This window comes from Bacillus sp. ISL-78 (genome assembly GCF_018613455.1).
Classification (GTDB): Bacteria; Bacillota; Bacilli; order Bacillales; family DSM-1321; genus Peribacillus; species Peribacillus frigoritolerans.
On record NZ_JAGGQC010000027.1, the window covers coordinates 279,685 to 301,877 of the forward strand.

Annotated in this window: 22 protein-coding genes; 18 read left to right on the forward strand and 4 right to left on the reverse strand. The window is 41.0% G+C overall.

The annotated features are described in order from the left end of the window. Window positions 1-67 precede the first annotated feature (67 nt). Complete coding sequence (locus J7I96_RS23670; RefSeq protein WP_048688421.1) at window positions 68-361, forward strand: DUF6123 family protein; 294 nt, start codon at window positions 68-70, stop codon at window positions 359-361. A 44-nt stretch (window positions 362-405) separates the two neighbouring features. Here J7I96_RS23670 and J7I96_RS23675 read toward each other — a convergent pair whose 3' ends face one another. Both J7I96_RS23675 and J7I96_RS23680 read right to left on the reverse strand, forming a co-directional pair. Next, on the reverse strand, window positions 406-1,314 hold the full coding sequence (locus tag J7I96_RS23675; protein WP_214771955.1) for a DMT family transporter: 909 nt from the start codon (window positions 1,312-1,314) through the stop codon (window positions 406-408). Further along, window positions 1,298-1,711, reverse strand: a complete 414-nt coding sequence (locus J7I96_RS23680; protein WP_214771954.1) for a reverse transcriptase-like protein — start codon at window positions 1,709-1,711, stop codon at window positions 1,298-1,300. The genes J7I96_RS23675 and J7I96_RS23680 overlap by 17 nt, the downstream gene beginning before the upstream one ends. Window positions 1,712-1,931: 220 nt before the next feature. On the opposite strand from J7I96_RS23680, the gene J7I96_RS23685 reads away from it, so the two are divergent. The 3 genes from J7I96_RS23685 (at window position 1,932) to J7I96_RS23695 (ending at window position 3,847) form a co-directional block, all read left to right on the forward strand. Then, window positions 1,932-2,603, forward strand: coding sequence for a ribonuclease H family protein (locus J7I96_RS23685; RefSeq protein WP_251025245.1), 672 nt, complete (start codon window positions 1,932-1,934; stop codon window positions 2,601-2,603). A gap of 5 nt (window positions 2,604-2,608) precedes the next feature. Then, entirely contained in the window at window positions 2,609-2,794 is a 186-nt protein-coding gene (locus J7I96_RS23690) for a zinc-finger domain-containing protein (RefSeq protein WP_034307842.1), read from the forward strand. Between the two features lie 84 nt (window positions 2,795-2,878). Further along, window positions 2,879-3,847: an HD-GYP domain-containing protein gene (locus tag J7I96_RS23695; protein WP_214771952.1), complete on the forward strand. Its 969-nt coding sequence runs from the start codon at window positions 2,879-2,881 to the stop codon at window positions 3,845-3,847. Window positions 3,848-3,862: 15 nt separating this feature from the next. Here J7I96_RS23695 and J7I96_RS23700 read toward each other — a convergent pair whose 3' ends face one another. After that, window positions 3,863-4,327, reverse strand: coding sequence for an RrF2 family transcriptional regulator (locus tag J7I96_RS23700; protein WP_057277839.1), 465 nt, complete (start codon window positions 4,325-4,327; stop codon window positions 3,863-3,865). A 170-nt stretch (window positions 4,328-4,497) separates the two neighbouring features. Between J7I96_RS23700 and hmpA the strand changes: the two genes are divergently transcribed. The 14 genes from hmpA to J7I96_RS23765 all read left to right on the forward strand — a co-directional run bounded on the left by hmpA (window position 4,498) and on the right by J7I96_RS23765 (window position 21,541). Beyond that, on the forward strand, window positions 4,498-5,706 hold the full coding sequence (hmpA, locus tag J7I96_RS23705; protein ID WP_214771950.1) for an NO-inducible flavohemoprotein: 1,209 nt from the start codon (window positions 4,498-4,500) through the stop codon (window positions 5,704-5,706). Window positions 5,707-6,040: 334 nt separating this feature from the next. Next, window positions 6,041-7,129 carry a glutamate 5-kinase gene (gene proB / locus J7I96_RS23710; protein ID WP_214771948.1) on the forward strand — a complete coding sequence of 363 codons (1,089 nt, stop codon included), beginning with the start codon at window positions 6,041-6,043 and terminating at the stop codon, window positions 7,127-7,129. Between the two features lie 39 nt (window positions 7,130-7,168). After that, window positions 7,169-8,416 carry a glutamate-5-semialdehyde dehydrogenase gene (locus tag J7I96_RS23715; RefSeq protein WP_214771946.1) on the forward strand — a complete coding sequence of 416 codons (1,248 nt, stop codon included), beginning with the start codon at window positions 7,169-7,171 and terminating at the stop codon, window positions 8,414-8,416. 80 nt (window positions 8,417-8,496) lie between these two features. Further along, window positions 8,497-8,931 carry a general stress protein gene (locus J7I96_RS23720; protein ID WP_214771944.1) on the forward strand — a complete coding sequence of 145 codons (435 nt, stop codon included), beginning with the start codon at window positions 8,497-8,499 and terminating at the stop codon, window positions 8,929-8,931. A gap of 235 nt (window positions 8,932-9,166) precedes the next feature. Then, window positions 9,167-9,295, forward strand: a complete 129-nt coding sequence (locus J7I96_RS28495; RefSeq protein ID WP_285289428.1) for a hypothetical protein — start codon at window positions 9,167-9,169, stop codon at window positions 9,293-9,295. 279 nt (window positions 9,296-9,574) lie between these two features. Then, a complete protein-coding gene (locus J7I96_RS23725) occupies window positions 9,575-11,509 on the forward strand; it encodes a sigma 54-interacting transcriptional regulator (RefSeq protein ID WP_214923458.1) in 1,935 nt (644 codons plus the stop codon). 186 nt (window positions 11,510-11,695) lie between these two features. Next, window positions 11,696-12,670: a hydroxyacid dehydrogenase gene (locus J7I96_RS23730; protein ID WP_214771940.1), complete on the forward strand. Its 975-nt coding sequence runs from the start codon at window positions 11,696-11,698 to the stop codon at window positions 12,668-12,670. A gap of 53 nt (window positions 12,671-12,723) precedes the next feature. Further along, complete coding sequence (locus J7I96_RS23735; protein WP_396020130.1) at window positions 12,724-12,945, forward strand: DUF3311 domain-containing protein; 222 nt, start codon at window positions 12,724-12,726, stop codon at window positions 12,943-12,945. Further along, the gene (locus J7I96_RS23740; RefSeq protein ID WP_214771939.1) at window positions 12,945-14,441 is read left to right on the forward strand and encodes a sodium:solute symporter family protein; all 1,497 of its coding nucleotides are present in this window, start codon (window positions 12,945-12,947) and stop codon (window positions 14,439-14,441) included. The genes J7I96_RS23735 and J7I96_RS23740 overlap by 1 nt, the downstream gene beginning before the upstream one ends. Window positions 14,442-14,520: 79 nt before the next feature. Beyond that, the gene (locus J7I96_RS23745; RefSeq protein ID WP_214771938.1) at window positions 14,521-16,185 is read left to right on the forward strand and encodes a thiamine pyrophosphate-dependent enzyme; all 1,665 of its coding nucleotides are present in this window, start codon (window positions 14,521-14,523) and stop codon (window positions 16,183-16,185) included. A 55-nt stretch (window positions 16,186-16,240) separates the two neighbouring features. Further along, window positions 16,241-17,422, forward strand: coding sequence for a Glu/Leu/Phe/Val family dehydrogenase (locus tag J7I96_RS23750; RefSeq protein WP_214771937.1), 1,182 nt, complete (start codon window positions 16,241-16,243; stop codon window positions 17,420-17,422). 58 nt (window positions 17,423-17,480) lie between these two features. Next, entirely contained in the window at window positions 17,481-18,884 is a 1,404-nt protein-coding gene (locus J7I96_RS23755; RefSeq protein ID WP_214923460.1) for an amino acid permease, read from the forward strand. A gap of 166 nt (window positions 18,885-19,050) precedes the next feature. Then, entirely contained in the window at window positions 19,051-20,445 is a 1,395-nt protein-coding gene (locus J7I96_RS23760) for an aldehyde dehydrogenase family protein (protein ID WP_214923462.1), read from the forward strand. 64 nt (window positions 20,446-20,509) lie between these two features. Further along, the gene (locus tag J7I96_RS23765; protein WP_214771935.1) at window positions 20,510-21,541 is read left to right on the forward strand and encodes an aromatic ring-hydroxylating oxygenase subunit alpha; all 1,032 of its coding nucleotides are present in this window, start codon (window positions 20,510-20,512) and stop codon (window positions 21,539-21,541) included. A gap of 179 nt (window positions 21,542-21,720) precedes the next feature. On the opposite strand, the gene J7I96_RS23770 is transcribed toward J7I96_RS23765, so the two are convergent. Next, window positions 21,721-22,167 carry a DUF5392 family protein gene (locus J7I96_RS23770; protein WP_214771934.1) on the reverse strand — a complete coding sequence of 149 codons (447 nt, stop codon included), beginning with the start codon at window positions 22,165-22,167 and terminating at the stop codon, window positions 21,721-21,723. Window positions 22,168-22,193 lie beyond the last annotated feature (26 nt).

Sequence of the window (22,193 nt, forward strand, 5' to 3'; positions counted from 1 at the left end):
ACGATGATTTTTTTGTCGAAAAATGGATAGTCAAATTCTTTGATATACGGTAAGATGAAAATAAGGCATGAAGTATGGAGTGGATGCAGAAGTGGCGAAATCAACTGAAGAGTATGTTAGTTTTTTAGAGGGTAAGGGATTCACTTTTGGTAATGACGCGATTGGTTTTATTTATTTTGGTAAGCGCTACACGGATGCAAGTGATATTTTAGTCAATGCAGCAATAGAGTTGACATTGAAGGTACAAAAGAATTTTGATGGCAGCTTTTATATCTCCTTTTTGGAAAACTTAAAACAAAATGGCATTGAAACGCGTAGTGCAGCGGTATCGTTTGCAAAAGAACAGGGGCTACTTAAATAAATCGGACTTCGTAACTGGAAGTCCGATTTATTTTATTGGGCTTTTCAAGAAAACTCCTGTGTCACCGATTTCTTTTTCTTAACAGGCAGTTCTGCAAAAATCATTCCCAAGAATATGAATGCGCAGCCGATGATGGAAGCGGAAGTCAATTGTTCCCCTATCAATATGTATGAGGATAACGCTGCAAAAACCGGTTCCATTGAAAAGATCAGCGCCACTCTTGTAGGTGTCGTATAGGCTTGGAAGAAGGTTTGTGCGAAAAAGGCGAAGGCCGTGGCAAGGGCTGCCGTAACCAACAAAGCAGTCCATACATCCTTTTGAAACATGACCTCTGAGCTGAAGATGACGGAATGATTCTCTTTGAAAATGAAAGCTGAAACAAATGATAATAAAGATACGGTGGAAACCTGAATCAACGTCAGCGGTAAAGCGGGAAGTGTCTTGGCATATTTAGCGGTAGTAATGATTTGCATGGCAAAACTGATTGCACATAAAAATACAAGTAAATCACCGATATTCAAATTGGAGCGGTCAGCGAAAGTCATTAAATAAAGTCCGATGGTTGCGGCTGCGACACCTATTATGGTATTGCGGGAAAGCCTATGCTTTAAAAGCAGCAGGGAAAAAACAGGTACCATGACAACACTTAATCCTGTTATAAAGCCAGTCTTTGCAGGCGTTGTATAATTCAATCCGATCGTTTGAAGCCCATAACCGAGAAAAAGCCATACACCAATATGAAACCCAGCTTTAAAAAGGCCCTTGCTCCCGTTTTTTCCCTTTTTGTGTAGAGTCAATAAATAAGGGATGAGCAAGAATACGAACGCCATGAAAAAACGGACGGCATTAAAGGTGAAGGGGTCAAGAAAAGATAGCGCATTTTGGACCATGACAAAAGTGACGCCCCAGATGAATACAACGAATAATAATGAAAAATCAGCTGTCTTGTTCATGAATTTCCTCAGCCTTATTCAATCGAATGGCCCGTCTCGCCAACTCATCTGCGGACTTATTTTCGATATTTGGAATCCATTTCATGAAAAATAAATCAAGCTTGTCGGAAAGCTTTAATGCCCGTTCCAGCAAAAGTGCATATTTATTCTTTGCAAATCTTTTTTCAATGGCTTGGTTGATGGCTTGGGAGTCCGTACGAAAAGAAACGACTTGATACTTATTGGCCACACAAATTTCCAATGCTTTGATTAAGGCATGGTACTCCGCTTCATGGTTTTCCATATTCCCAAGCGGAAAGGAATGCCTCTCGACCACACCGTTATTATTTATGAAAACACCTGCACCGCTAGGCCCTGGATTGCCCGCACTGGCACCATCAATATACACTTCGATCAAGATGTGCTCCTCCTCGAGTTTAACTGTTAAAATGTTCGATATAAAAACGTTCCTTTTAAAATTAAGATTGAACATGAGAATTTCAGGCTCATATGGGAACTATAATTAAAAAGAGTGTTTAAAATGCTTACAATATATTATAAAGGGTATGACGAAAAAAAGGTATGAAAATTGTAAGCTGTTCTGCATGAATCGTGAATGGATAAGGAGCTGGAAATCTTTGAAGGTAATTATGCAATGGACATATCAAGCTTCAAAAAAACCATCTGCCGATTTCGTTTCGGATTGGCTTGATGCCGGGACTGCACTGGTCATTACAGAAGATCTTGAAAAGGCAGGAAGGCTGAAAGAAGTGGAATTCAAGGATGAATTCGATACAACATGGACCAAGAAGGAGTTAAAGAAACTCCTGACGGAAATTGAGGAAGAACCGCAGGATGTGACGGTTTTCTTTGATGGAGGTTTTCAAAAAGATGAAAAGGTGGCAGGAATTGGTGTTGCCATTTATTATCGACAAGGAAAGAAGTTCTGGCGGTTACGGAGCAATGTGAAATTGGAGCAATTCGAATCCAATAATGAAGCTGAATATGCGGCTTTTCATGAAGCGGTCAGGCAGATGGACGAACTTGGAATCCACCATCAAAGCTGTGTCTTTAAAGGGGATTCTCTCGTCGTCTTAAATCAACTTTCCGGTGAATGGCCCTGTATGGAAGAAAACTTAAATAAATGGCTGGACCGCATTGAAGCGAAACTGGATAAATTAAAGATCATTCCCGTCTGCAAGCCGATTTCCCGAAAGGAAAACCAGGAAGCCGATCGCCTGGCCACACTTGCACTACAAGGAAAAGACATTTTCAGTAAAATAGAAATTGCTGGGTCAAAGGAGCCATAACAACGATGAACAGGAAAAAAATATATGAAGAAGTGGAAGATGTTCTCGCTTCATTTTGCCAAGATTGTTTTTTAAGAAAGCATTTTCGAAAAGAGAAGGGGCGTACGTATGCCCATCAGTTCTGTATTTCAGAATGCACGGTTGGTGAAAAATTAAAACAGCTGGGCAATGAACTTAGTGACCGAACTTAAGTGCCCAAAAATTGCTTTCATTAAGACACAAGGCAATGAAGGATATGGTATTATAGGTAAAAAATAGAGAAAAGTGTGAGAGCGATGAAAAATAGAAGAGGGAAGCTTGTGAAACAGCCTCTTACCATACCCCAAATTGATTTAATAAGGGAAGAATTGAAAAAAGATGCATTTGCTTTAAGAGTAAATCATGCACAACCTAACGTAAATATTCAGGATAGAATCAACGAAGCTTCTCTTCAATTGAAAAACATCTTTCAAGATATACGTAAAGAAGGAAAAATACAGCTTGAAAAGATTGTATTGATTAAAGCAAAAGTTGCACCTGTCATTGCAGAAGCTGCTATGAATCCTGATATTTATTCCCTTTTCGATGAGCTGCATGCAGATAACGAATACACGTATCGGCATAATATCGGTGTCGGGATCATCGCCACTTATCTAGGGATGAAGCTTGGAATATCTAAAGAAAACCTTTCAGCCCTGACATTGGCAGCCATGCTGCATGACGTGGGTAAAACCAAGATTCCGGATAGTATATTGGAAAAAACGGGTAAACTGAATGAGGCAGAGTATGAAGAGATGAAACGCCATGCCATTTATGGGTATGAATTACTTAAAAATATCCCTGGAATCCCACCATCGATTGCATTAACAGCCCTCCAGCACCATGAACGGGAAGATGGGCAAGGCTATCCTCTAGGGCTGGGTGGAAAGGATATCCATCTACATGCGAAAATCGTCGCTATAGCCGATGTATTCCACGCGATGTCATCAAATCGTGTATATCATCAGGCCATGCCGTTTTATAAGGTGATCGAGCAAATGAACAGGGATATGTTCAGTAAATTCAATCCTGAGATCCTAATGGAGCTTGTAAGCCGATTAATGTCCACGTTGGTAGGAAAAGAAGTCATGCTTACCAATGGACGGTTCGGGACGATTATCATGATCGATCCATACGATCCCCTTAAAGCTTTATTGAAAACCGGTACAGAGATCATAGATTTGCGGATGGAAAAAGAATGGCAAATCGAACGAATCATCGGTTAATGGAAAAAAGCCCGATTATAAAAAATCGGGCTCTTCGTCATTCTGCTTTACCGAATCAAAATAGGTTTTGAGCATTACTTTATTTTCGCTGAAGTCTGCAATCGTATATTGATCAAGGACTTGAAGAAAAGCATCCAAGGCATTGTTAAGGACAAATTTCAATGAACAAACGGGAGAAATCACACAGTTATCGTGATCTTTAAAACATTCCACTAGATAAAAATCTTCTTCGGTTCTCCGCACTAGTTCCCCTACATTTATTTCAGCAGGGGATTTTGCAAGCCGGAAACCGCCATTTCTTCCACGTATCGTCTCGATATAGCCTAATTTACCTAGATTATGAACAATTTTCATCAAATGATTTTTAGACAGTTGATATACTTCAGAAATCTCTTTGATATTAGATAATTTGCTTTGGTCGTGGGTAGCCAGGTAAATCAAAACTCTAAGTGAGTAATCGGAATAACTCGTCAACCTCATGTTTATCGCCTCACATTCTATCCCCATTTGACTATATCATAAATGTGAACATTTTATAAACATGAAAACTTATTATCTGAAAAGATGTATAAAAAATATTGCTTTTAATGCATTTAAGTTCTAATATAAACATGTATTTAAAATACTTGTTTATGAGAAGGGGTTTACCTATGCTATCCCAGAAAACTATCGATATTATCAAATCAACCGTACCTGTATTAGAAGTGCATGGTACAACTATCACAACTGTATTCTATAAAAATCTTTTCGAAGCACATCCTGAATTATTAAATGTTTTTAATCATGCCAATCAAAAAAAGGGGCGCCAGCAAACTGCACTTTCCAACACGGTTTTGGCAGCAGCTAAATATATAGATCAACTTGAAACGATAATACCTGCCGTGAAGCAAATAGCACAAAAGCATAGAAGTCTTGCAGTCAAACCCGAACATTATCCAATTGTTGGAGAACACCTATTAGGCGCAATCAAGGAAGTGTTACAAGATTCGGCTACAGAAGAAATCCTTCAAGCTTGGGGAGAGGCGTATGGAGTCATTGCGGATGTTTTCATTAGCATCGAAAAGGAAATCTATGACGAAGCTTCCAATCAGGTCGGAGGATGGTCTGATTTCAAACAATTCACAGTGGTGGAAAAAGTACGGGAAAGTGACGTAATCACATCCTTTTATCTAAAGCCATCAGATGGAGATGTGGTTCCGGCATTTCTTCCAGGACAATATATTACCGTTCGGATCGAGATACCGGGTGAACGCTATTTATTCAACCGTCAGTATAGTTTATCTGATGTTCCGGGAAAAGATTACTTCCGTATTTCCGTTAAAAAGGAAAAACCGGGAACCTCTCCTGATGGAATGGTCTCAAACTACTTGCATGAATCCATTCAGATGGGTGACAGTATTGACGTAACGGCTCCTGCAGGTGATTTCACCATCGACTTGGATAAACGAACACCGGCAGTATTCTTGAGCGGAGGCGTTGGCATAACGCCTTTCATGAGCATGGTAAATGCGGTAGCTGAACAAACACCTGATCGTGATGTACAATTCATACATGCAACCGAAAATGGCAATCTACAGCCGTTCAGAATGGAACTGACAGAACTAGGCCACAAGCTTATCAACTATCAATTATCCTTTGTTTTTAAAAGTCCGAGTGAGGATGATAAGAACCTGCCGAATTTTGAAAAGGAAGGATATATTGATAAGGAATTATTGAGCAGTTTTGTTAAACCCGAGGCTGATTATTATGTGTGTGGCCCTGTTCCTTTCATGAAGGCGATCATCACTTACCTGAAGGAATTGGGGATAGATACGGATAAAATTCACTATGAGTTCTTCGGCCCGGCAATTGCCTTATAAGGTTCATTCATCGCAGGAATGTTATTGACATCAAGCAGATAATTTTGCATACTATATTAAAACAATGAACGTTGAGAGAAGATTAGTATGCGAGAATCACTGTGACAGAGAGCGGCGTCAATTGCTGGAAGACCCGCGACAGGAATGCGCAGAACCTGCTTCTTGAGTCCTATGCAAAACATAGGCGCAAATCCTGGCGTTATCAGGCAAAGTGGGATGCATGAACTTGCATTCAATGAAGGTGGTACCACGGAGAGCAGCCCTTTTCGTCCTTATTTCGAGGATGAAAAGGGCTTTTTTTCATGTCTTAGATATTTATTGGAGGAAGTTATCGATGGAAAAGAAACGCATCGTTGTAAAGATAGGAAGTAGTTCTTTGACCAACACAAAAGGTGAAATCGACCAAAACAAATTTTCCGATCATATCCAGGCAGTGGCAGCGTTAAGGAAAGCGGGGCATGAAGTTGTCCTTGTTTCATCTGGTGCTGTAGCGACAGGTTTTCGCAAGCTCGGCTACCCTACGCGACCTGTCACGCTCAAAGGGAAACAAGCTGCTGCAGCGGTGGGGCAAAGCCTATTGATTCAATCATATATGGAACAATTAGGGAACTTTGGAATCGTTCCGGCGCAGATTTTATTAACTAGGAAAGATTTCTCGAAAAAAGATAGATATAAAAATGCATATGCGACATTGATGGAATTGCTTGAACGCGGCATCCTTCCGATTATAAATGAAAATGATACAGTATCGGTCGAGGAGTTGACTTTTGGTGATAATGATATGCTATCCGCTCTGGTAAGCGGGTTAGTCCACGCCACGAACTTGATCATATTAACGGACATTAATGGGCTCTATGATTCCAATCCACAGACAAATCCAGGGGCGAAACGATTTGATGAATTATCCGAGGTAACGGCGGATTTATTGCAAATGGCAGAAGGCGCAGGATCTAATGTCGGAACCGGGGGCATGAAATCGAAGCTGATTGCAGCGCAAACAGCATTGTCACTAGGGGTGAAAGTATTCATCGGATCTGGTTTGGGGAGTGATAAACTTCTAACTATCCTTGAAGGCAATGGTGATGGCACATATATAGGGAATGAAGACATGACGATGGTAACGAAAAACAAACAATGGATATCCCTTCATTCACAAGTTTCCGGAAAAATTTTCGTTGATGAAGGTGCCGAAAGGGCTCTAGTTTCAAATGGCAGCAGTCTGCTGCCAGCTGGGATTTATGAAATTAAAGGAGCCTTCAACAAGGGCGATGTTGTCGAAGTCTTTGGTGTAAATGGATTATTAGGGAGGGGGGAGGTCCTTTATTCCGACGAAGAATTAAAACAGGCCATGGGAAAGAGGACATCCGAGCTTGTGATCACTTCCATAGAAGTAATTCATCGTGATAAATGGGTGAAAGCATAAAAAAATCAATTTCATGAAAGAAAAGGGGGAATTTGGGAAATGAGTGAAGTGACAGCGAAAGGAAAGGCAGCCAAAAAAGCCAGTTATCAGTTAATCGGATTAAGTACGGAAAAGAAAAATGAGGCACTTGGAAAAATTGCTAAGCAACTTATTATCGATAAAGACTTTTTGATAAAGGAAAATCAAAAGGATCTGGAAGAAGGCAGGAAAAAAGGCTTCAGTGAGTCTATATTAGATCGAATTATGTTGAATGGTAACCGTATTGATGACATGGCAGCGGCCATTGAGCTTCTAATCGAATTAAATGATCCAATTGGGGAACAATTGGAGACGATCGAAAAAGAAAATGGTTTGCTGATTAAAAAGTTACGGGTGCCGATCGGGGTAATCGGGATGATTTATGAAGCAAGGCCGAATGTGACCATCGATGCAGCTACATTATCCTTGAAAACGGGGAATGCTGTCATCTTAAGAGGCAGCTCGTCAGCCAAATACTCCAATATGGCACTAGTCTCTTCCATTCATAAAGCATTAGAGAATACGGAAATCCCAGTAGAAGCTGTTCAGTTGATCGAGGATACAAGTCGTGAAACCGCTAAGGAAATTTTTCATCTTAATGAGTATTTAGATGTTTTGATTCCACGAGGCGGAAAGAATTTAATTGAAACGGTCATTAAGGAGTCCACTGTTCCCGTCCTTGAAACAGGTGCAGGCAATTGCCATATCTTCATCGATCAGACCGCAGATATCACGATGGCCGAGAAAATTGTCTTAAACGGTAAAACTCAGCGCCCTTCCGTATGCAATGCTATCGAGGGGCTTCTAATCCATGAAGAATGGTTTAAAGAAAATGGAGTGCGTATTTTGGAACTCCTGGACGAAAAGGGTATTGAAGTATTTGGAGATGAAGCGGTTTGCAGCGTCTTTCCGAGAGCAAAAACGGCTACGGAGGAAGATTGGTCAACTGAGTACCTTGCTTTAAAAATCAGCGTGAAAACCGTAAAAGGTGTATCCGATGCCATTGATCACATAAACCGATACGGTTCCAAGCATTCTGAAGCAATCCTAACGAGGGATGAACAAAATGCTTCTGCATTTTTGAATAAAGTGGATGCCGCAGCCGTTTATCACAATGCTTCCACCCGTTTCACCGACGGCTTTGAATTCGGTTATGGCGCAGAAATCGGCATTTCCACACAAAAGCTGCATGCGCGCGGACCAATGGGTTTACCTGCATTAACATCAAGCAAGTACTTCATTTATGGCCAGGGGCAAATCCGGGAATAGAATTCATTTCATTCATGGAAGGTTATTAAAACTCAATTAAGGGTATTGTATAATACATTACTTTTAAAGGAGCAGATACCATGGACAAGAGGTTTATAGCAATATATGAAAATGAAAATGAAGCGATTTCAGCAGTCGGAAATTTAAAGGAACAAGGATATACATCCGATCAAATATCAGTATTGGCAAAAAATATTGATAAATTACCAAATGAAGCCGAGGAAGTCAGCCCGGCAAAGACTGATGGATTAGTAGCTGGGGCAGCTGCCGGCGGAGCGGTCGGATTGACAGGACTGCTTATTGGAATGAGTGCATTGGCCGTACCAGGAATAGGTCCGATATTGGCAGCAGGACCGATTTTCGCCACTTTTGGGGGAGCTGCAGCCGGGGCAGCATCGGGAGCAGGCGGATTGAGAAAGCCATTATTGGACATTGGGCTGGAGGAAGCCGAAGTCGATCAATACGTAGAGGATATTAAGGCAGGGAAAATCCTTGTCATCGCCGATCCCTTTTAAGTTCGTAAGTAAAGCCCCTCGAATGAACAGATTTACGAAGTTTGACAACTGAGCTCAATGCCCACAAAAACTCAAAACCATTATTTATTGAAAAACCCCGTTCAGGATTTCTTGAACGGGGTTAAAATGTTTGTAGACTAATTTTATTGTCCGTAACAATAAATCAAGAGGAATTCTACATTTGTATGAAGAATAAAAGGAATATAGTCCTGTTAGCGTGAAAGGAAGGGGAATTATGGGAAATAACGTAGATGGAAGCCGCTTTAAGAAATTAAAGAGGCATGATGAATTTCGCCATAAGGATCATTATGCGGTTGTTGATGTTGAAAATCGTTTTCTGGTAATGAAAAGTAAGTTTAAATGAGATGATTTGAATGTCCATTCTTTTTGTAATAATTAATATCAATCGGAATCCTTAAAAACCCAGGATAACAGGGTTTTTTATTTTTCAAAATGAAAAATCTTAATAAAATGCAGAAAAAATTTCAAGCGTACTTATGGCCATTACTTTTCTCATCGCGGCTTTAAATTGCTTATTAGCTACCTTTATTATATCTCGTCCTTATTGACTTGGGCTAGAATAACAGGTTGCCAGAGCTTGCATCTAATAAGCCAAATTGATTTTACGCTGGAGGTGGGTATTTTGATAAAAATAAAACTCGTTGTTCCCCGCAGAGGGTATATTACGGATGCTTTTGAAAGATTTGAGGAGTTCAACAAGTTAGAGGAATCGGAAAACAATGGTAACGGTTCAGTGAAGTTTGTTTTAGAGGAGGTAGTTGAGGATGCCGATAAGATTGGGAAGTTGAAGCTTGATGCCGATGTAATCATCTCAAGGGGATTAATCACGAAACTATTAAAAGAATGCAATGAATCCATTCCTATCGTTGATATACCTGTGCAGGGCATTGACCTCATTCGTTCCCTGCATGATTGCAAGGCACGTTTCGGAAGTAAAAAAGTGGCCGTCATAGGAGCTTTGAATATGATTTATGGCGTGGAAAACCTTTCGGATATCGTTGATTTGCCAATTCAGTCCTATATATTAAATGATATCGAGTCCTCAGTCAGTTTAGTGGATTTAGCCGCCAGAGATGGCTGTGAGGTTGTATTAAGTGGGTTAAGTACCTGTAAATATGCTGAAGAGATAGGATTGGGAGCCATTCTGGTTGATACTGGAAAGGAATCATTTCGGCAGGCGTTGATTGAGGCGAAAAGGGTAGCTCTTGTCAGCAGAAGGGAACAGGAGAAGACCAAGCGTTACCAAACGATTCTTAATTATGCCTATGAAGGGGTTATTGCAATAGATTTAAAAGGACAAATATCCGTATTCAATACGGCCGCTCAGGAGATATTAGCCATTTCCAAGGGAAGCGTAATTGGAAATTCAGTATACGATATAATAAAGCCCGGAAAATTTCGTAATATGCTTTTAAGCGACGATGAATACGAAAAAGATACCGTTGCTTACCAATCCATTCAATTATCGGTAAAAAAAGTCGGGATATTTTTAAAGGGTAAAAAAGTGGGGGATATGGTCGCCTTTCAAGATGTTACACGCATTCAGGAGATGGAAGGGAAGTTCTTTAGAAAGCTTCATTCACGCGGACATGTAGCGAAGTACACATTTGATGATATATTGTACCGGAGTTCGGAAATCAAGAGGACGATTGAAACGGCTCAACGTTATAGTGAAGTGGATTCAAACATTCTTATAATTGGAGAAACTGGGACGGGCAAGGAAATATTCGCCCAAAGCATACATAATCATAGCAACCGGAAAAACAACCCGTTTGTTGCCATTAATTGCGCAGCCCTTCCCGAAAATCTATTGGAAAGTGAGCTTTTCGGATATGCAGAAGGAGCTTTCACGGGAGCCATGAAAGGCGGAAAGCAAGGATTTTTTGAACTGGCCCATAGAGGAACGATTTTTTTAGATGAAATAGGAGAAATCTCCCCAAAAATGCAAAGCCGGCTGCTGCGTGTCCTGCAGGAGCGTGAAATCATGCGCATAGGTGATGATAAAGTAATCCCGGTTGATGTGAGAATAGTGTCGGCAACGAACAAAGACCTCATGCAAATGGTAAAGAATAATGACTTTCGGGAGGATCTATATTATCGCCTGAGTGTGCTGGACCTTGTATTGCCTCCGCTTCGGGAACGCAGAGAAGATATTCCGTTATTGGTGAATGCCTTTATTCGGAAAGGTCATTCGGAGCAAAAACAAATCAAAATTTCGGAAACTGCCATGAAAAGGCTGAGTGAAGGGAATTGGGAAGGGAATATTCGCCAATTGCAAAATTTTTGTGAGCGATTATGCGCTCTTTATAAGAACAAGATAATTGATGTGTACGATATCGAAATGTATTTTCCGAATAAAAGTAATAAGAAGATACTGCTTTCGGAACAAAACGAAGAGATGGATATATTACCTGGGATACATTTATCCGAGCGTGAAAGAATTGTTCAAACGTTAATAAAGGTGAATTTTAACAAAGGAAAAGCTGCTTTTGAGTTAGGGATGAGTCGGACGACTTTATGGAGAAAGATGAAAAATTTGAATATTGAAACAAATTGAAGCGTAATGAAACAAATTAATTCATTTTGAAACAATTTGTTAACTTTATTTATGTCTTGGTTTGAGATCGAATTGGCTTCTTTCTTGAATAAACGGATCTTTTTTATGTTGGCACAATAATTGTATATATACAATGGTGTAGGAAAGATTTTTCCTTCAAGGTTAACATGAAAGGGTGGTGGCAATGTGAGTCATTTAGTGTATATTCCTCAAGATATTGAGGAAGAGGGGAAACGTTTTTTAGTAGAAAAAGGCTTTAAGATTAAAGTAGGGTCTGATCTGTCGCAAAAAATTCTTATTGAAGAAATCAAAGGCTGTGATGCAGTACTGACGAGATCGACGGCTGTAATAAATAGAGAAGTTATTACAGCAGCTGAAAACCTCAAAGTAATAGCTAAGTATGGAGTGGGCTTGGACAATATCGATATCGAAGCCGCTACAGAGCGTGGCATATATGTAACAAATACCCCAGAGGCTAATGCGAATTCTGTAGCTGAACATGTAATGGCATTAATTTTAGCATTGTCGAAAAACTTAAGCTTGGCTGATAAAGAGCTGCGCAGCGGCAATTTTGCTATCCGTAATCAACTTTTTGGCATGGACTTGGAAGGCAAGACTTTGGGGATTATCGGACTGGGGAGAATCGGCAGAATACTGGCAAAAAAGGCTTCCGAAGGCTTCGATATGAAAGTGATTGGCTACGACCCTTATGTTACAGCCAGACCGAATTCTGAGCTGGAGATAGCAACAGATTTAGAATGGGTATTCAGGAACGCTGATGTTATTAGTCTGCATCTGCCGTTAACGAAAACAACAAAAGGAATAATAGGGAGCCGTGAGTTTTCCTGGATGAAAACTTCCTCCTTTTTTGTAAACGCTTCCAGGGGAGGTGTGGTGAAGGAAGCTGATTTAGTAAATGCTTTGCAAGCTGGCGAGATTGCCGGTGCCGGAATAGACGTATTTGAAGTTGAGCCTCCTGATAAATGGAACCCCCTTTTTAAATTGGATAATGTGATTGTCAGTCCTCATAATGCGGCATTGACGAAGGAAGGTTCGATACGCATGGCTGTACATGCAGCCATGCAAGTGGAACAAGTTCTTTCTGGCGTGAAACCGAATTGGGCAGTAAATGAGCCCTTAATTAAAAGGCTGTCCATGTAATCATACAGAAAGATTATCTGTTTTTTCAGAAAACCAGGTTGGGTGGTTCAAGTTTGGCATTTGTTGATAAGGATGGTGAACAAATGAAGAAAATAGTCTATGTGATAAGTGCAATACCGGCACTTGGTTCGCTTTTGGTTATCAATCGAATTGAACCTTATGTTTTAGGGATGCCATTCGTTCTTTTTTGGGCTATTTTATGGGTTTGTCTTACATCAGTGTTTTTGATAATCGCTAATAAACTTGATCCTGCAACCGAGGAGGAAGAAGACTGATGAATGAAGCCCTGCTCGTTATCCTTTTCTTTCTGGTTTTGTGTATATCGTTAGGGCTTCAAGCTCGAAAAGGTAAAAATATGAGTTTGGAACAATGGGCTATTGGCGGAAGAGGTTTCGGCAGCTTATTGCTCTTCTTCTTGATAGCAGGTGAAATGTTTACGACATATACGTTTTTGGGGGCAAGCGGAGGAGCTTATCGATCTGGTATGCCTCCTGCCTTATACGCTTTCAATTGCTTCTATTTTGTAATCGCCTATTGGCTGTTGCCGCCTATTTGGAGATATGCCCAAAAAAATAATGTCATTTCTCAATCTGATTTTTATGACAAAAAATACAACAGTCCGGCTCTAGGTGTTCTTGTGGCGGTAATTAGCGTCATTTCTATTATTCCATATCTGATCATGCAGTTGAAAGGATTAGGAATAATCGTATCGGAAGCCTCCTATGAGTCCATTTCTCCGAATGTGGCTATAGTTGTTGGGGTAATTGCAATCACGATTTATGTAACGGCTTCAGGGATGCATGGAGTGGCGTGGACCGCGGTCATTAAAGATATCATGATTCTGACTGTTGTCGTCTTTATGGGGATTTATTTTCCAATTCATTATTACGGTGGTATACAGCCGATGTTTGAATCAATCGATACAGCAAAACAAGGATTTTTGATTTTCCCGGAACAAGGTTTGAGTATCTCTTGGTTTATATCAGCTACGATCATGACAGCACTGGCATTCTATATGTTTCCTCATATGTTGGCGGGAGTGTTCTCTGCAAAAAGTCCGAAATCACTTCGTTGGAATGCTGGGGTTATGCCAATTTATCAAGTAATCATCATTTTTTCGTTATTTATTGGTTTTTCTGCGATTCTCCAAGTTCCGAATTTACAAGGAGCAGAAGCAGATTTAGCTTTATTTAAAATGGCGAAGATGTCATTTGATCCCTGGTTTGTCGGGGTTATTGGAGCATCAGGGGCAATGGCCGCCCTTATTCCCAGTTCACTCGTGTTGACGGCCACGGCCACGATACTTTCAAAAAATGTATATAAGGTATGGAAGCCAAATACATCGGATGACCAGCTACAAAGATTGAGCAGGATGTTAGTACCTGTCATTTCTATAGTGACTCTATATTTTACGTTCAATGGCGGGGAGTCGATTTTTACGTTGTATCTTATGGCATATAGCTTCATGGCACAGTTGTTTCCAGCATTGTTTTTCAGTCTGTGGAAAAAGAATCCTGTCACGGTTCAAGGGGCATTTGCCGGAATGATCGTTGGAATTCTAATTGTTGTGTACTTGACCACATCAGGTACGACACTTGCTACATTATTTCCATCTCTGCCGCAAGCCATACAAGATCTTGATGTAGGGTTAGCTGTATTATTCATCAACATCGCAGTGACTTTAGGAGTGAGTGCCGTTACAAGAAAAACTTCAATTGGGATGAAAGAAGATAATAAACAGGCTACAGGAATGGAAAAGCTTGTTAAATGACAGTGGGAATCAGTCCAATATTCATATAATCATAGATTAATAGAATAAAAACACGTTTTTGAAAGCGGGAGGCTTGATTATGAAAGTCAGTGGAGGAAGAGCAGTCGTAGAAGTAATGGCTAAAGAAGGGGTAAAAAAAGCTTTTTGTGTACCAGGTGAAAGTTATCTTAGTGTAATGGATGCACTATACCAACATCCTGAAATAGAACTTATTTCCGCAAGGCATGAAGGAGGTGCCTCTTTTATGGCGGAAGGGTATGCCAAGGCTTCAGGAGAGGTGGGAGTCTGTATGGCAACGCGTGCAGTGGGTGCTACAAACTTAGCTATCGGCATTCATACTGCTGCTCAGGATTCAACCCCTTTGGTTGCGCTTATTGGCCAAGTCGAACGCCCTTTTAAAGAAAAGGAAGCATTCCAGGAAGTGAATTTGACGGGTTTTTTCAGTCATTTATGTAAATGGACGGTAGAGATCGATCGTGTGGAAAGAATCCCGGAATTATTGCAACGTGCTTTCCATATTGCGAGATCCGGGCGTCCGGGCCCTGTATTAGTGGCTTTGCCGCATGACATGTTGGAAGACGAGGCAGAGTTGAACATATTCACTTCATATCGTTCGCTTCCTCCTCAACCACATATGGAAGATGTGAAGCAGGCGAGGGATATGATACGAAACGCGGAGCGCCCCGTATTGATTGCTGGCGGAGGTGTGATTCATTCTAAGGCCAATAGGTTGCTTGTACAGTTTGTGGAGGCAATGAAACTTCCTGTCGTTACAGCTTTCCGTCGTTTTGACGCGTTTCCGAACTCACATCCTTGCTATGCAGGATGGCTTGGATTTGGGACACCCCAATATTTACTTGATGCAATCCGGGAGGCAGATGTAGTTTTGGCATTAGGGACACGATTCTCTCAAGTAGGAACACAAGATTACACCTTGCTTTCTAAAAATTCAAAGCTGATTCATGTGGATATTTGTCCCGATATTTTTGGTAAAGTGTATGCTCCTTCGCTTGCCATAGAAGCGGATGCCAGGAGCTTTTTGGAACAAGCACTGCAAGCGCCAGAATCAGGATCTTTTATTTCAGGCGAAGATCATCTTAAAGAATTGCACGATAAATATATTGAATTTTCTGAACCGAAGTTCGATTACACAGAAGATTTCGTGGATATGGACGGATTGATGCATGATCTGGCTGTCTGTCTGCCGAAGGATACCATCATTACAAATGATGCAGGCAACTTTTTTGGATGGCTATCAAGATATTATCGTTTTGAACAAGAAAACACATACGTGGGGCCAACGTCGGGTGCAATGGGATATGGACTGCCTGCTGCTATTGGGGCAAAACTGGCGCAGCCTCACAAACAGGTTGTTTCTATTTCAGGAGATGGCGGCTTCATGATGACTCTCCAAGAGATTGAAACCGCTGTAAGGTATAAAATTCCGACCATATCAATTGTTGTGAACAACAATATTTACGGAACAATTCGAGCACATCAAGAAAAGCATTTTCCAAACCGGGCCGTTGGAACTGACTTATCTAATCCTGATTTTGCCGGATTGGCCCGCTTATTTGGGGCGCATGGTGAAAAGGTTGAAAAAAATATTGATTTTGCGCCAGCGCTGCAACGGGCGATTGCATCAGGGCTGCCGGCTGTAATAGAAGTTGCAGTAAATCCAAAGATTCTAACTGTAGGCCAGGATAAGAAGGAAGTACACGAAAAGCTAGTGTCTAACAATTAACATTGGAAGTTGGCGGGACCCAATAAAAAAAAGGCATGCAAGGGAGGTATCATAGTTGTTAAAACCATATATAGTTGTTGAATGGAATGATACGGAAACAGATGCTAAAGGCTGGCTGGTCGTCCATAACTTTGTAAAAGGATACACAGGCGGCGGTACAAGAATGCACCCAACGGTTACAAGAGAAGAGGTCGAAAGGCTGGCCGAGGCGATGGCTTATAAGTATGTAGCCTGTGAGTCTGAGACGACTGGCGGTTGTAAAGCGGGCATTGCCTATGATTATAAAGCGCCAGACGCATATGCAGTGTTAAGAAGATTTCTGATTGCGATGATGCCTTATATAGATATAGGGGTATCGTTAGGCAGTGATTTAGGTACCAAATATGAAGATGTACTCAAAATATTTAATGAATTTGGCATTGATATCCCCCTAACGAAATCAATGAAGCAGAATCCGAATGTTCTGCAAGGGATAAAAGATTTCGATGAACTGTTGACGACAAAAATCGACGGGTTGTTTTTAAACGATGTCGTAACAGGCTATGGTGTGGCATTTTCCGCAGATGAGGCATGGAAATTTAAAGGCGGAAAAGCCGGAGCGAGAGTCGTCATTCAAGGGTTCGGCTGTGTAGGCGCAAGCTGTGCATTGAAAATGACCCAGTTAGGTTATAAAGTTGTGGGAATTTCCGATGCAGCCCTTTTGGTTACATGTGAAGAAGGATTGAATGTCCAAAAGCTTATTGATCATAAAAATATGTACGGAGAAATGGATAAGGCCTTTTTTGAACCGAGTTATGATGTAAGGCCAAACACGGAATGGCTCGACATTGATTGCGACATTTTAATTCCGTCCGCACTGGAGGATGTCATCCACATATCTAATGCTAAAAGCGTAAAAGCGAGTTTGATTGTGGAGGCGGCAAACATTCCCCTTTCTCCTGAGGGAGACGAGATCATAAAACAAAGAGGTATTGATGTTGTCAATGATTTCGTTGCCAACCTGGGGGCGATAAGGTTTTATGATGCGGTGATTTTCGGACTAGTTAAACCAAATCCACAAGCTGTCGTTGATGATATTGAAAGACTATGCAGGAAAAATACGTATCATTTGTTTAAAAAAGCTAAATACGAAAATAAATATCAAAGAGAAGTAGCTTATGAAATATTTAAACCGACAATCAGCGACTTGCCGGAATATGAAGAGCCATCCGAAGCGTTATCGGGGAACTCTCGTTAACTAATGTTAACCATAAAGGTGCTTAGGCAGTTTATCGATCAGAAAAGGGGGGGAATTCATGCAAACAGAAGATGAAAATCAGCCAAAAGAATTACAGCGTTCAATGAAGAGTAGACATTTATTCATGCTCTCCTTAGGTGGGGTAATTGGAACAGGTCTTTTCCTGGGATCAGGATATGCAATCGGTGAAGCTGGTCCCTCAGGAGCGATTGTCGCCTATTTGGTCGGTGGTTTATTAATGTACTTGGCGATGATTTGTCTCGGTGAATTATCGGTAGTGATGCCGGTGTCTGGTTCCTTTCAGGTCCATGCAACGAAATTTATTGGACCCGCCACTGGTTTTGTCATTGGCTGGGTTTACTGGCTGAGCTGGGCACTTTACGTAGGATTGGAATTTGTAGCGGCCGGTTTGCTCATGACCAGATGGTTTCCCGATATACCAGTATGGATATGGTGTGTGATATTTACAGTACTTTTATTCACTATAAATGCATTGACTACGCGAAGTTTTGCAGAGACAGAGTATTGGTTCTCCGGTATTAAAGTGCTTGCCGTCATTCTTTTCATAATTATCGGTGCAGCAGCGATGTTTGGATTGATTCATATGGAGGATGCACAACCTGCTCCGTTCTTTTCCAATTTTATAGGTGATGGACTATTTCCTACAGGATTCACGGGTGTGTTCATATCTATGATGACAGTCGTATACGCTTTCCAGGGATCGGAAATCATGGGTGTTGCAGCAGGTGAGACGGAAAACCCGCAACAAAGCATTCCGAGAGCGATTCGAAACATTGTAATACGTGTACTGCTTTTCTATGTACTGGCAATCTTTGTTCTATCGGCCATCGTTCCTTGGCAAGAAGTCGGTGTACTGGAAAGCCCATTTGTTACCGTGTTTGAAATGGTAGGCATTCCTTATGCAGCTGACATTATGAATTTCGTAATTTTGACGGCGGTCCTCTCTGTAGGAAACACGGGTCTGTTTGCTTGTACCAGGATCCTTTTCTCCCTTTCTCAAAACGGTATGGCGCATTCTGCATTTGGAAAGCTCAATCGGCGCGGTGTACCTATGAACGCCTTACTAGTCACCATGGTCTTTGCCTTACTGTCGCTGCTTACTAGTGTAGTAGCGGAAGAAACGTTATTCGTTGTGATGCTTTCCATAAGCGGGGTTGGAGGGGTGCTTACTTGGATGGCGATTGCTTTCGCACAGTACAGATTCCGGAAGCAGTATATCAGAGCAGGCGGAAAGGTTGAAAATCTGAAGTTTAGAGTGCCTTTCTTCCCGTTTGCCCCGATTCTCTGCATCATTATGTGTCTAGGTATTTTCGTGTTCACCGCTTATGATCCGACACAGCGAACTTCGTTGTATTGGGGATTGGGTTTCGTTGTTGCTTGCTATATATTTTACTACTTCAGATATGCGCGAAGGAACGTCGAGGTGCCAGCCTTCCTGTAGTGGGTTCTTTCCATTTTCCATTAATATAATTTAAGTAACGCATACTATTTCCTCCGTATTCTATTATTCTACTTCTCTAATTTATAGGTTTGCTTTTAACTGCAAACTTCTACATGAATCTTAAACGACCGTTTTCTTATAACTTGCATATAATAATCACTATTGAATGGAGTATAGAGAAAATCTTAGTCCCCATGATGGTGAAAATTTAGGGGAATTTCCATCAAGTGCTGCGGCTGATTTACATGATGCAGTGGCAGCCGCAAAAAATTCATATCCTGACTGGAAAAATTTGTCGTTTCAGCAACGGGCTTCATATTTGCAAAAAGCAGCTGATATTTTGAAAAGGAATATGCCGGAAGTAGGTCAAGATTTGATACAGGAAGAAGGGAAAACATTCTTGGAAGGGATGGGGGAAGCCAATCGGGCTGCCAGCATACTTGAATATTATGCTGCTGAAGCTCGGCAGCCACTCGGGGAAGTAATTCCTTCAGCCAATGCCAATACATTTTTATATACTACCCGTACCCCGCTCGGTCCGGTGGGTTTGATTACACCGTGGAACTTTCCTATCGCCATCCCTGTATGGAAATTGGCGCCGGCCCTGATTTACGGGAATACAGTCGTGATTAAACCGGCTGATCTTACACCTAAGTCTGTCCATCATGTGCTAAAAGCATTTGATGAAGCGGGTCTTCCGCCCGGTGTCATCAATTGTGTATTCGGAAGGGGTTCCGTCATTGGCGCTGCATTAGTGGAACATCCTGATGTGAAGGCTATATCTTTTACAGGCTCGAATCAAGTAGGTCAGCAAATTCAAAAACTAGCCATTGAACATGGTAAGAAAGTGCAAGTGGAAATGGGAGGTAAAAACCCGCTCGTCGTCCTTGCAGATGCTGATCTTGAAAAAGCAGTGGAAATAGCCATTGGCGGAGCTTTTAAATCCACAGGGCAAAAGTGCACAGCCACTAGCCGTGTGATTGTGGAGGAAGGAATTTATGAAGGATTCCGGGATCTTCTGGTGGCTCGTACGAAAGAATTAAAAATGGGCAACCCGCTCAACGAAGAAACATATATAGGTCCGGCTGTATCTAAATCACAACGCGATGGAGTGCTTGAAATGATCGATGTTGGGAAATCAGAAGCTACACTTTTGTGCGGAGGAGAGATCCCGGCAGAAGCGGAATTGGCAAATGGTTTTTACGTCAAGCCGGCAATCTTTGAAAATGTTCCTCAACATGCCCGCATTGCGCGTGAAGAAATCTTTGGACCAGTCATTGCCCTTTTTAAGGCCGGAAATTATGAGGAAGCAGTTAAGATGGCGAATGATACAGAGTATGGATTGAGCGCAGCCATTTGTACGAATAATTTAACTTCGGCTCAACGGTTTATTGAAGATGTTGAAGTGGGCCTTGTTCATGTCAATTCGGAAACTGCAGGAACCGAACCGCAAATGCCATTTGGCGGATGTAAAAATTCAAGTGCGGGCAGCCGTGAACAAGGGAAAAGTGCCGTTGAATTCTATACAGAAGTCAAGACAGTCTATATGGATCGGATATAACTAAAATTAAACTAAAGCGTTTTTAAACTTTTAACTTAGATCAAAAACAGGAGGGGATTTCAATATGTCCACGAAAGAAAATGTACAGTTCAGCCCTACACTGCCTTATTCACGGTATGTCGATCCAGAGGTATTCAATGAAGAAAGTAAAAAGATCTTCAGAAAGAGTTGGATTTTGGCGGGGCATGCAAGCCAAGTGGAAAAGGTAGGCGATTTCATGACATTGGATATCGCCGGAGAGCCTATTATCGTTTCTCACGGGACCGATGGTGAACTGCGTGCTTTCTACAATATTTGCCCTCATCGCGGAATGAAAGTAGAAAACGCCGATAAAGGAAATAAGAAAATTTTGCAATGCGGATACCATGGATGGACGTTCAAATTAGACGGAAGTGTAAATAGAGCCCCTAATTTTAAAACGAATGAACTGGGGGTACACAGCTGTATGAAATCCATTCGCTTAGAAGTTCAGAATGCCATGATTTTTGTCAATCTTGACAAAAATGCACCCTCTATGGCAGAAGCATATCGGGAATTTTTAGAGGAAATGAAAGAGTATCCATTCTTTGATTCTCTGAAACTAGTTAGGGAAACCCGCCGTGTAGTAAAAGCTAATTGGAAGGCCGTTGTTGACAATTACCTGGAATGTGATCATTGTTCCATTGCTCATCCTGGCTTTGCTAAATCCTTTGATTTAGCAAACTTTTGCACAACGACACATGACAAATTCACCTATCAATATATGACAGCAAGCAAAAATGGCGAAGGGGACCAAGCGCGTTTTTATTGGGTTTGGCCAAATATGATGATTAACGTTTATCCAGGAGATGGAAACGTGAATACCATTCAAGTAATTCCGGTTGATGCTGTGACGTCGTTAGGTATTTATCGGGATTATTCCTTAGATGAAAAAACAACCATAGAAAAAGAAGAATATTTTAAATTTGTTGATCAAGTACGGCAGGAAGATTTTGATCTAGTGGAAAAACTGCAAAAAGGATTAAGTACCGAGGCATTTACAAATGGAATCTTTTCTCCAACAGAACATGCTGCAGTCTATTTTCATGAACTCATTGAAAACAAGCTCCAGGACTAACCACTGAGCTCGAAATTGGAATGCACTTAAAAATGGCGTTCATGGAGAATTTGCAAATCAAAAAACCTAAGCAACCAACCAGTATGATTCGGCAGTTTACCGGTGCATACTGGTTGAGTTGTTTTTTTTGTGTTGCCTTTTTCCCTTATTTGTTATGGAATTTGCAAACTTCTTTTTATTTATTCGGGGTGGGAGGAATTGTTCTTCCTTTGTTGTTCTTCAGCAAGAAAGTCAAAAAAAACATTCATGGCGGTAAGCGGATACTCATTTACCCGTTTAAAGTAATTGTTTTTTCTGGCATCTGTTAAATAGTTGCTTTTATTGATTCTATCCAACATATATTTTTGACTCATTTTAACTATTTCTCTTTGGTTGTGTTTGTTTTCTTTTAATAAGGCAAATCCTACAGCTCCCACCAATGCATAGATTCCAAGTGCGATTTTCGAGATGGGCAAAGAGTCGTTCTTAAATAAAAGAAAAAAAAGATTAATGATGGAAAAGCCTATCATCACCGTTGAAAAAAAACCGTATTTCATATTTTTCTTCAACAAGGGGGACAACTTTAATTGAAGTTGTTCGATTTCGTCTTGCATGAAACCCGGTATATTGCTTATTTTGATCTTCATTGCTTCCTCCTTATTATCTTGCACCA

Excerpts from the sequence above, each read along its gene's own strand:
- J7I96_RS23670 (WP_048688421.1), top strand. The coding sequence starts at position 68 with ATGAAGTATGGAGTGGATGCAGAAGTGGCGAAATCAACTGAAGAGTAT.
- J7I96_RS23675 (WP_214771955.1), bottom strand. The coding sequence starts at position 1,314 with ATGAACAAGACAGCTGATTTTTCATTATTATTCGTTGTATTCATCTGG.
- J7I96_RS23690 (WP_034307842.1), top strand. The coding sequence starts at position 2,609 with ATGAACAGGAAAAAAATATATGAAGAAGTGGAAGATGTTCTCGCTTCA.
- J7I96_RS23695 (WP_214771952.1), top strand. The coding sequence starts at position 2,879 with ATGAAAAATAGAAGAGGGAAGCTTGTGAAACAGCCTCTTACCATACCC.
- J7I96_RS23700 (WP_057277839.1), bottom strand. The coding sequence starts at position 4,327 with ATGAGGTTGACGAGTTATTCCGATTACTCACTTAGAGTTTTGATTTAC.
- hmpA (WP_214771950.1), top strand. The coding sequence starts at position 4,498 with ATGCTATCCCAGAAAACTATCGATATTATCAAATCAACCGTACCTGTA.
- proB (WP_214771948.1), top strand. The coding sequence starts at position 6,041 with ATGGAAAAGAAACGCATCGTTGTAAAGATAGGAAGTAGTTCTTTGACC.
- J7I96_RS23715 (WP_214771946.1), top strand. The coding sequence starts at position 7,169 with ATGAGTGAAGTGACAGCGAAAGGAAAGGCAGCCAAAAAAGCCAGTTAT.
- J7I96_RS23720 (WP_214771944.1), top strand. The coding sequence starts at position 8,497 with ATGGACAAGAGGTTTATAGCAATATATGAAAATGAAAATGAAGCGATT.
- J7I96_RS28495 (WP_285289428.1), top strand. The coding sequence starts at position 9,167 with ATGGGAAATAACGTAGATGGAAGCCGCTTTAAGAAATTAAAGAGGCAT.
- J7I96_RS23740 (WP_214771939.1), top strand. The coding sequence starts at position 12,945 with ATGAATGAAGCCCTGCTCGTTATCCTTTTCTTTCTGGTTTTGTGTATA.
- J7I96_RS23745 (WP_214771938.1), top strand. The coding sequence starts at position 14,521 with ATGAAAGTCAGTGGAGGAAGAGCAGTCGTAGAAGTAATGGCTAAAGAA.
- J7I96_RS23755 (WP_214923460.1), top strand. The coding sequence starts at position 17,481 with ATGCAAACAGAAGATGAAAATCAGCCAAAAGAATTACAGCGTTCAATG.
- J7I96_RS23760 (WP_214923462.1), top strand. The coding sequence starts at position 19,051 with ATGGAGTATAGAGAAAATCTTAGTCCCCATGATGGTGAAAATTTAGGG.
- J7I96_RS23765 (WP_214771935.1), top strand. The coding sequence starts at position 20,510 with ATGTCCACGAAAGAAAATGTACAGTTCAGCCCTACACTGCCTTATTCA.
- J7I96_RS23770 (WP_214771934.1), bottom strand. The coding sequence starts at position 22,167 with ATGAAGATCAAAATAAGCAATATACCGGGTTTCATGCAAGACGAAATC.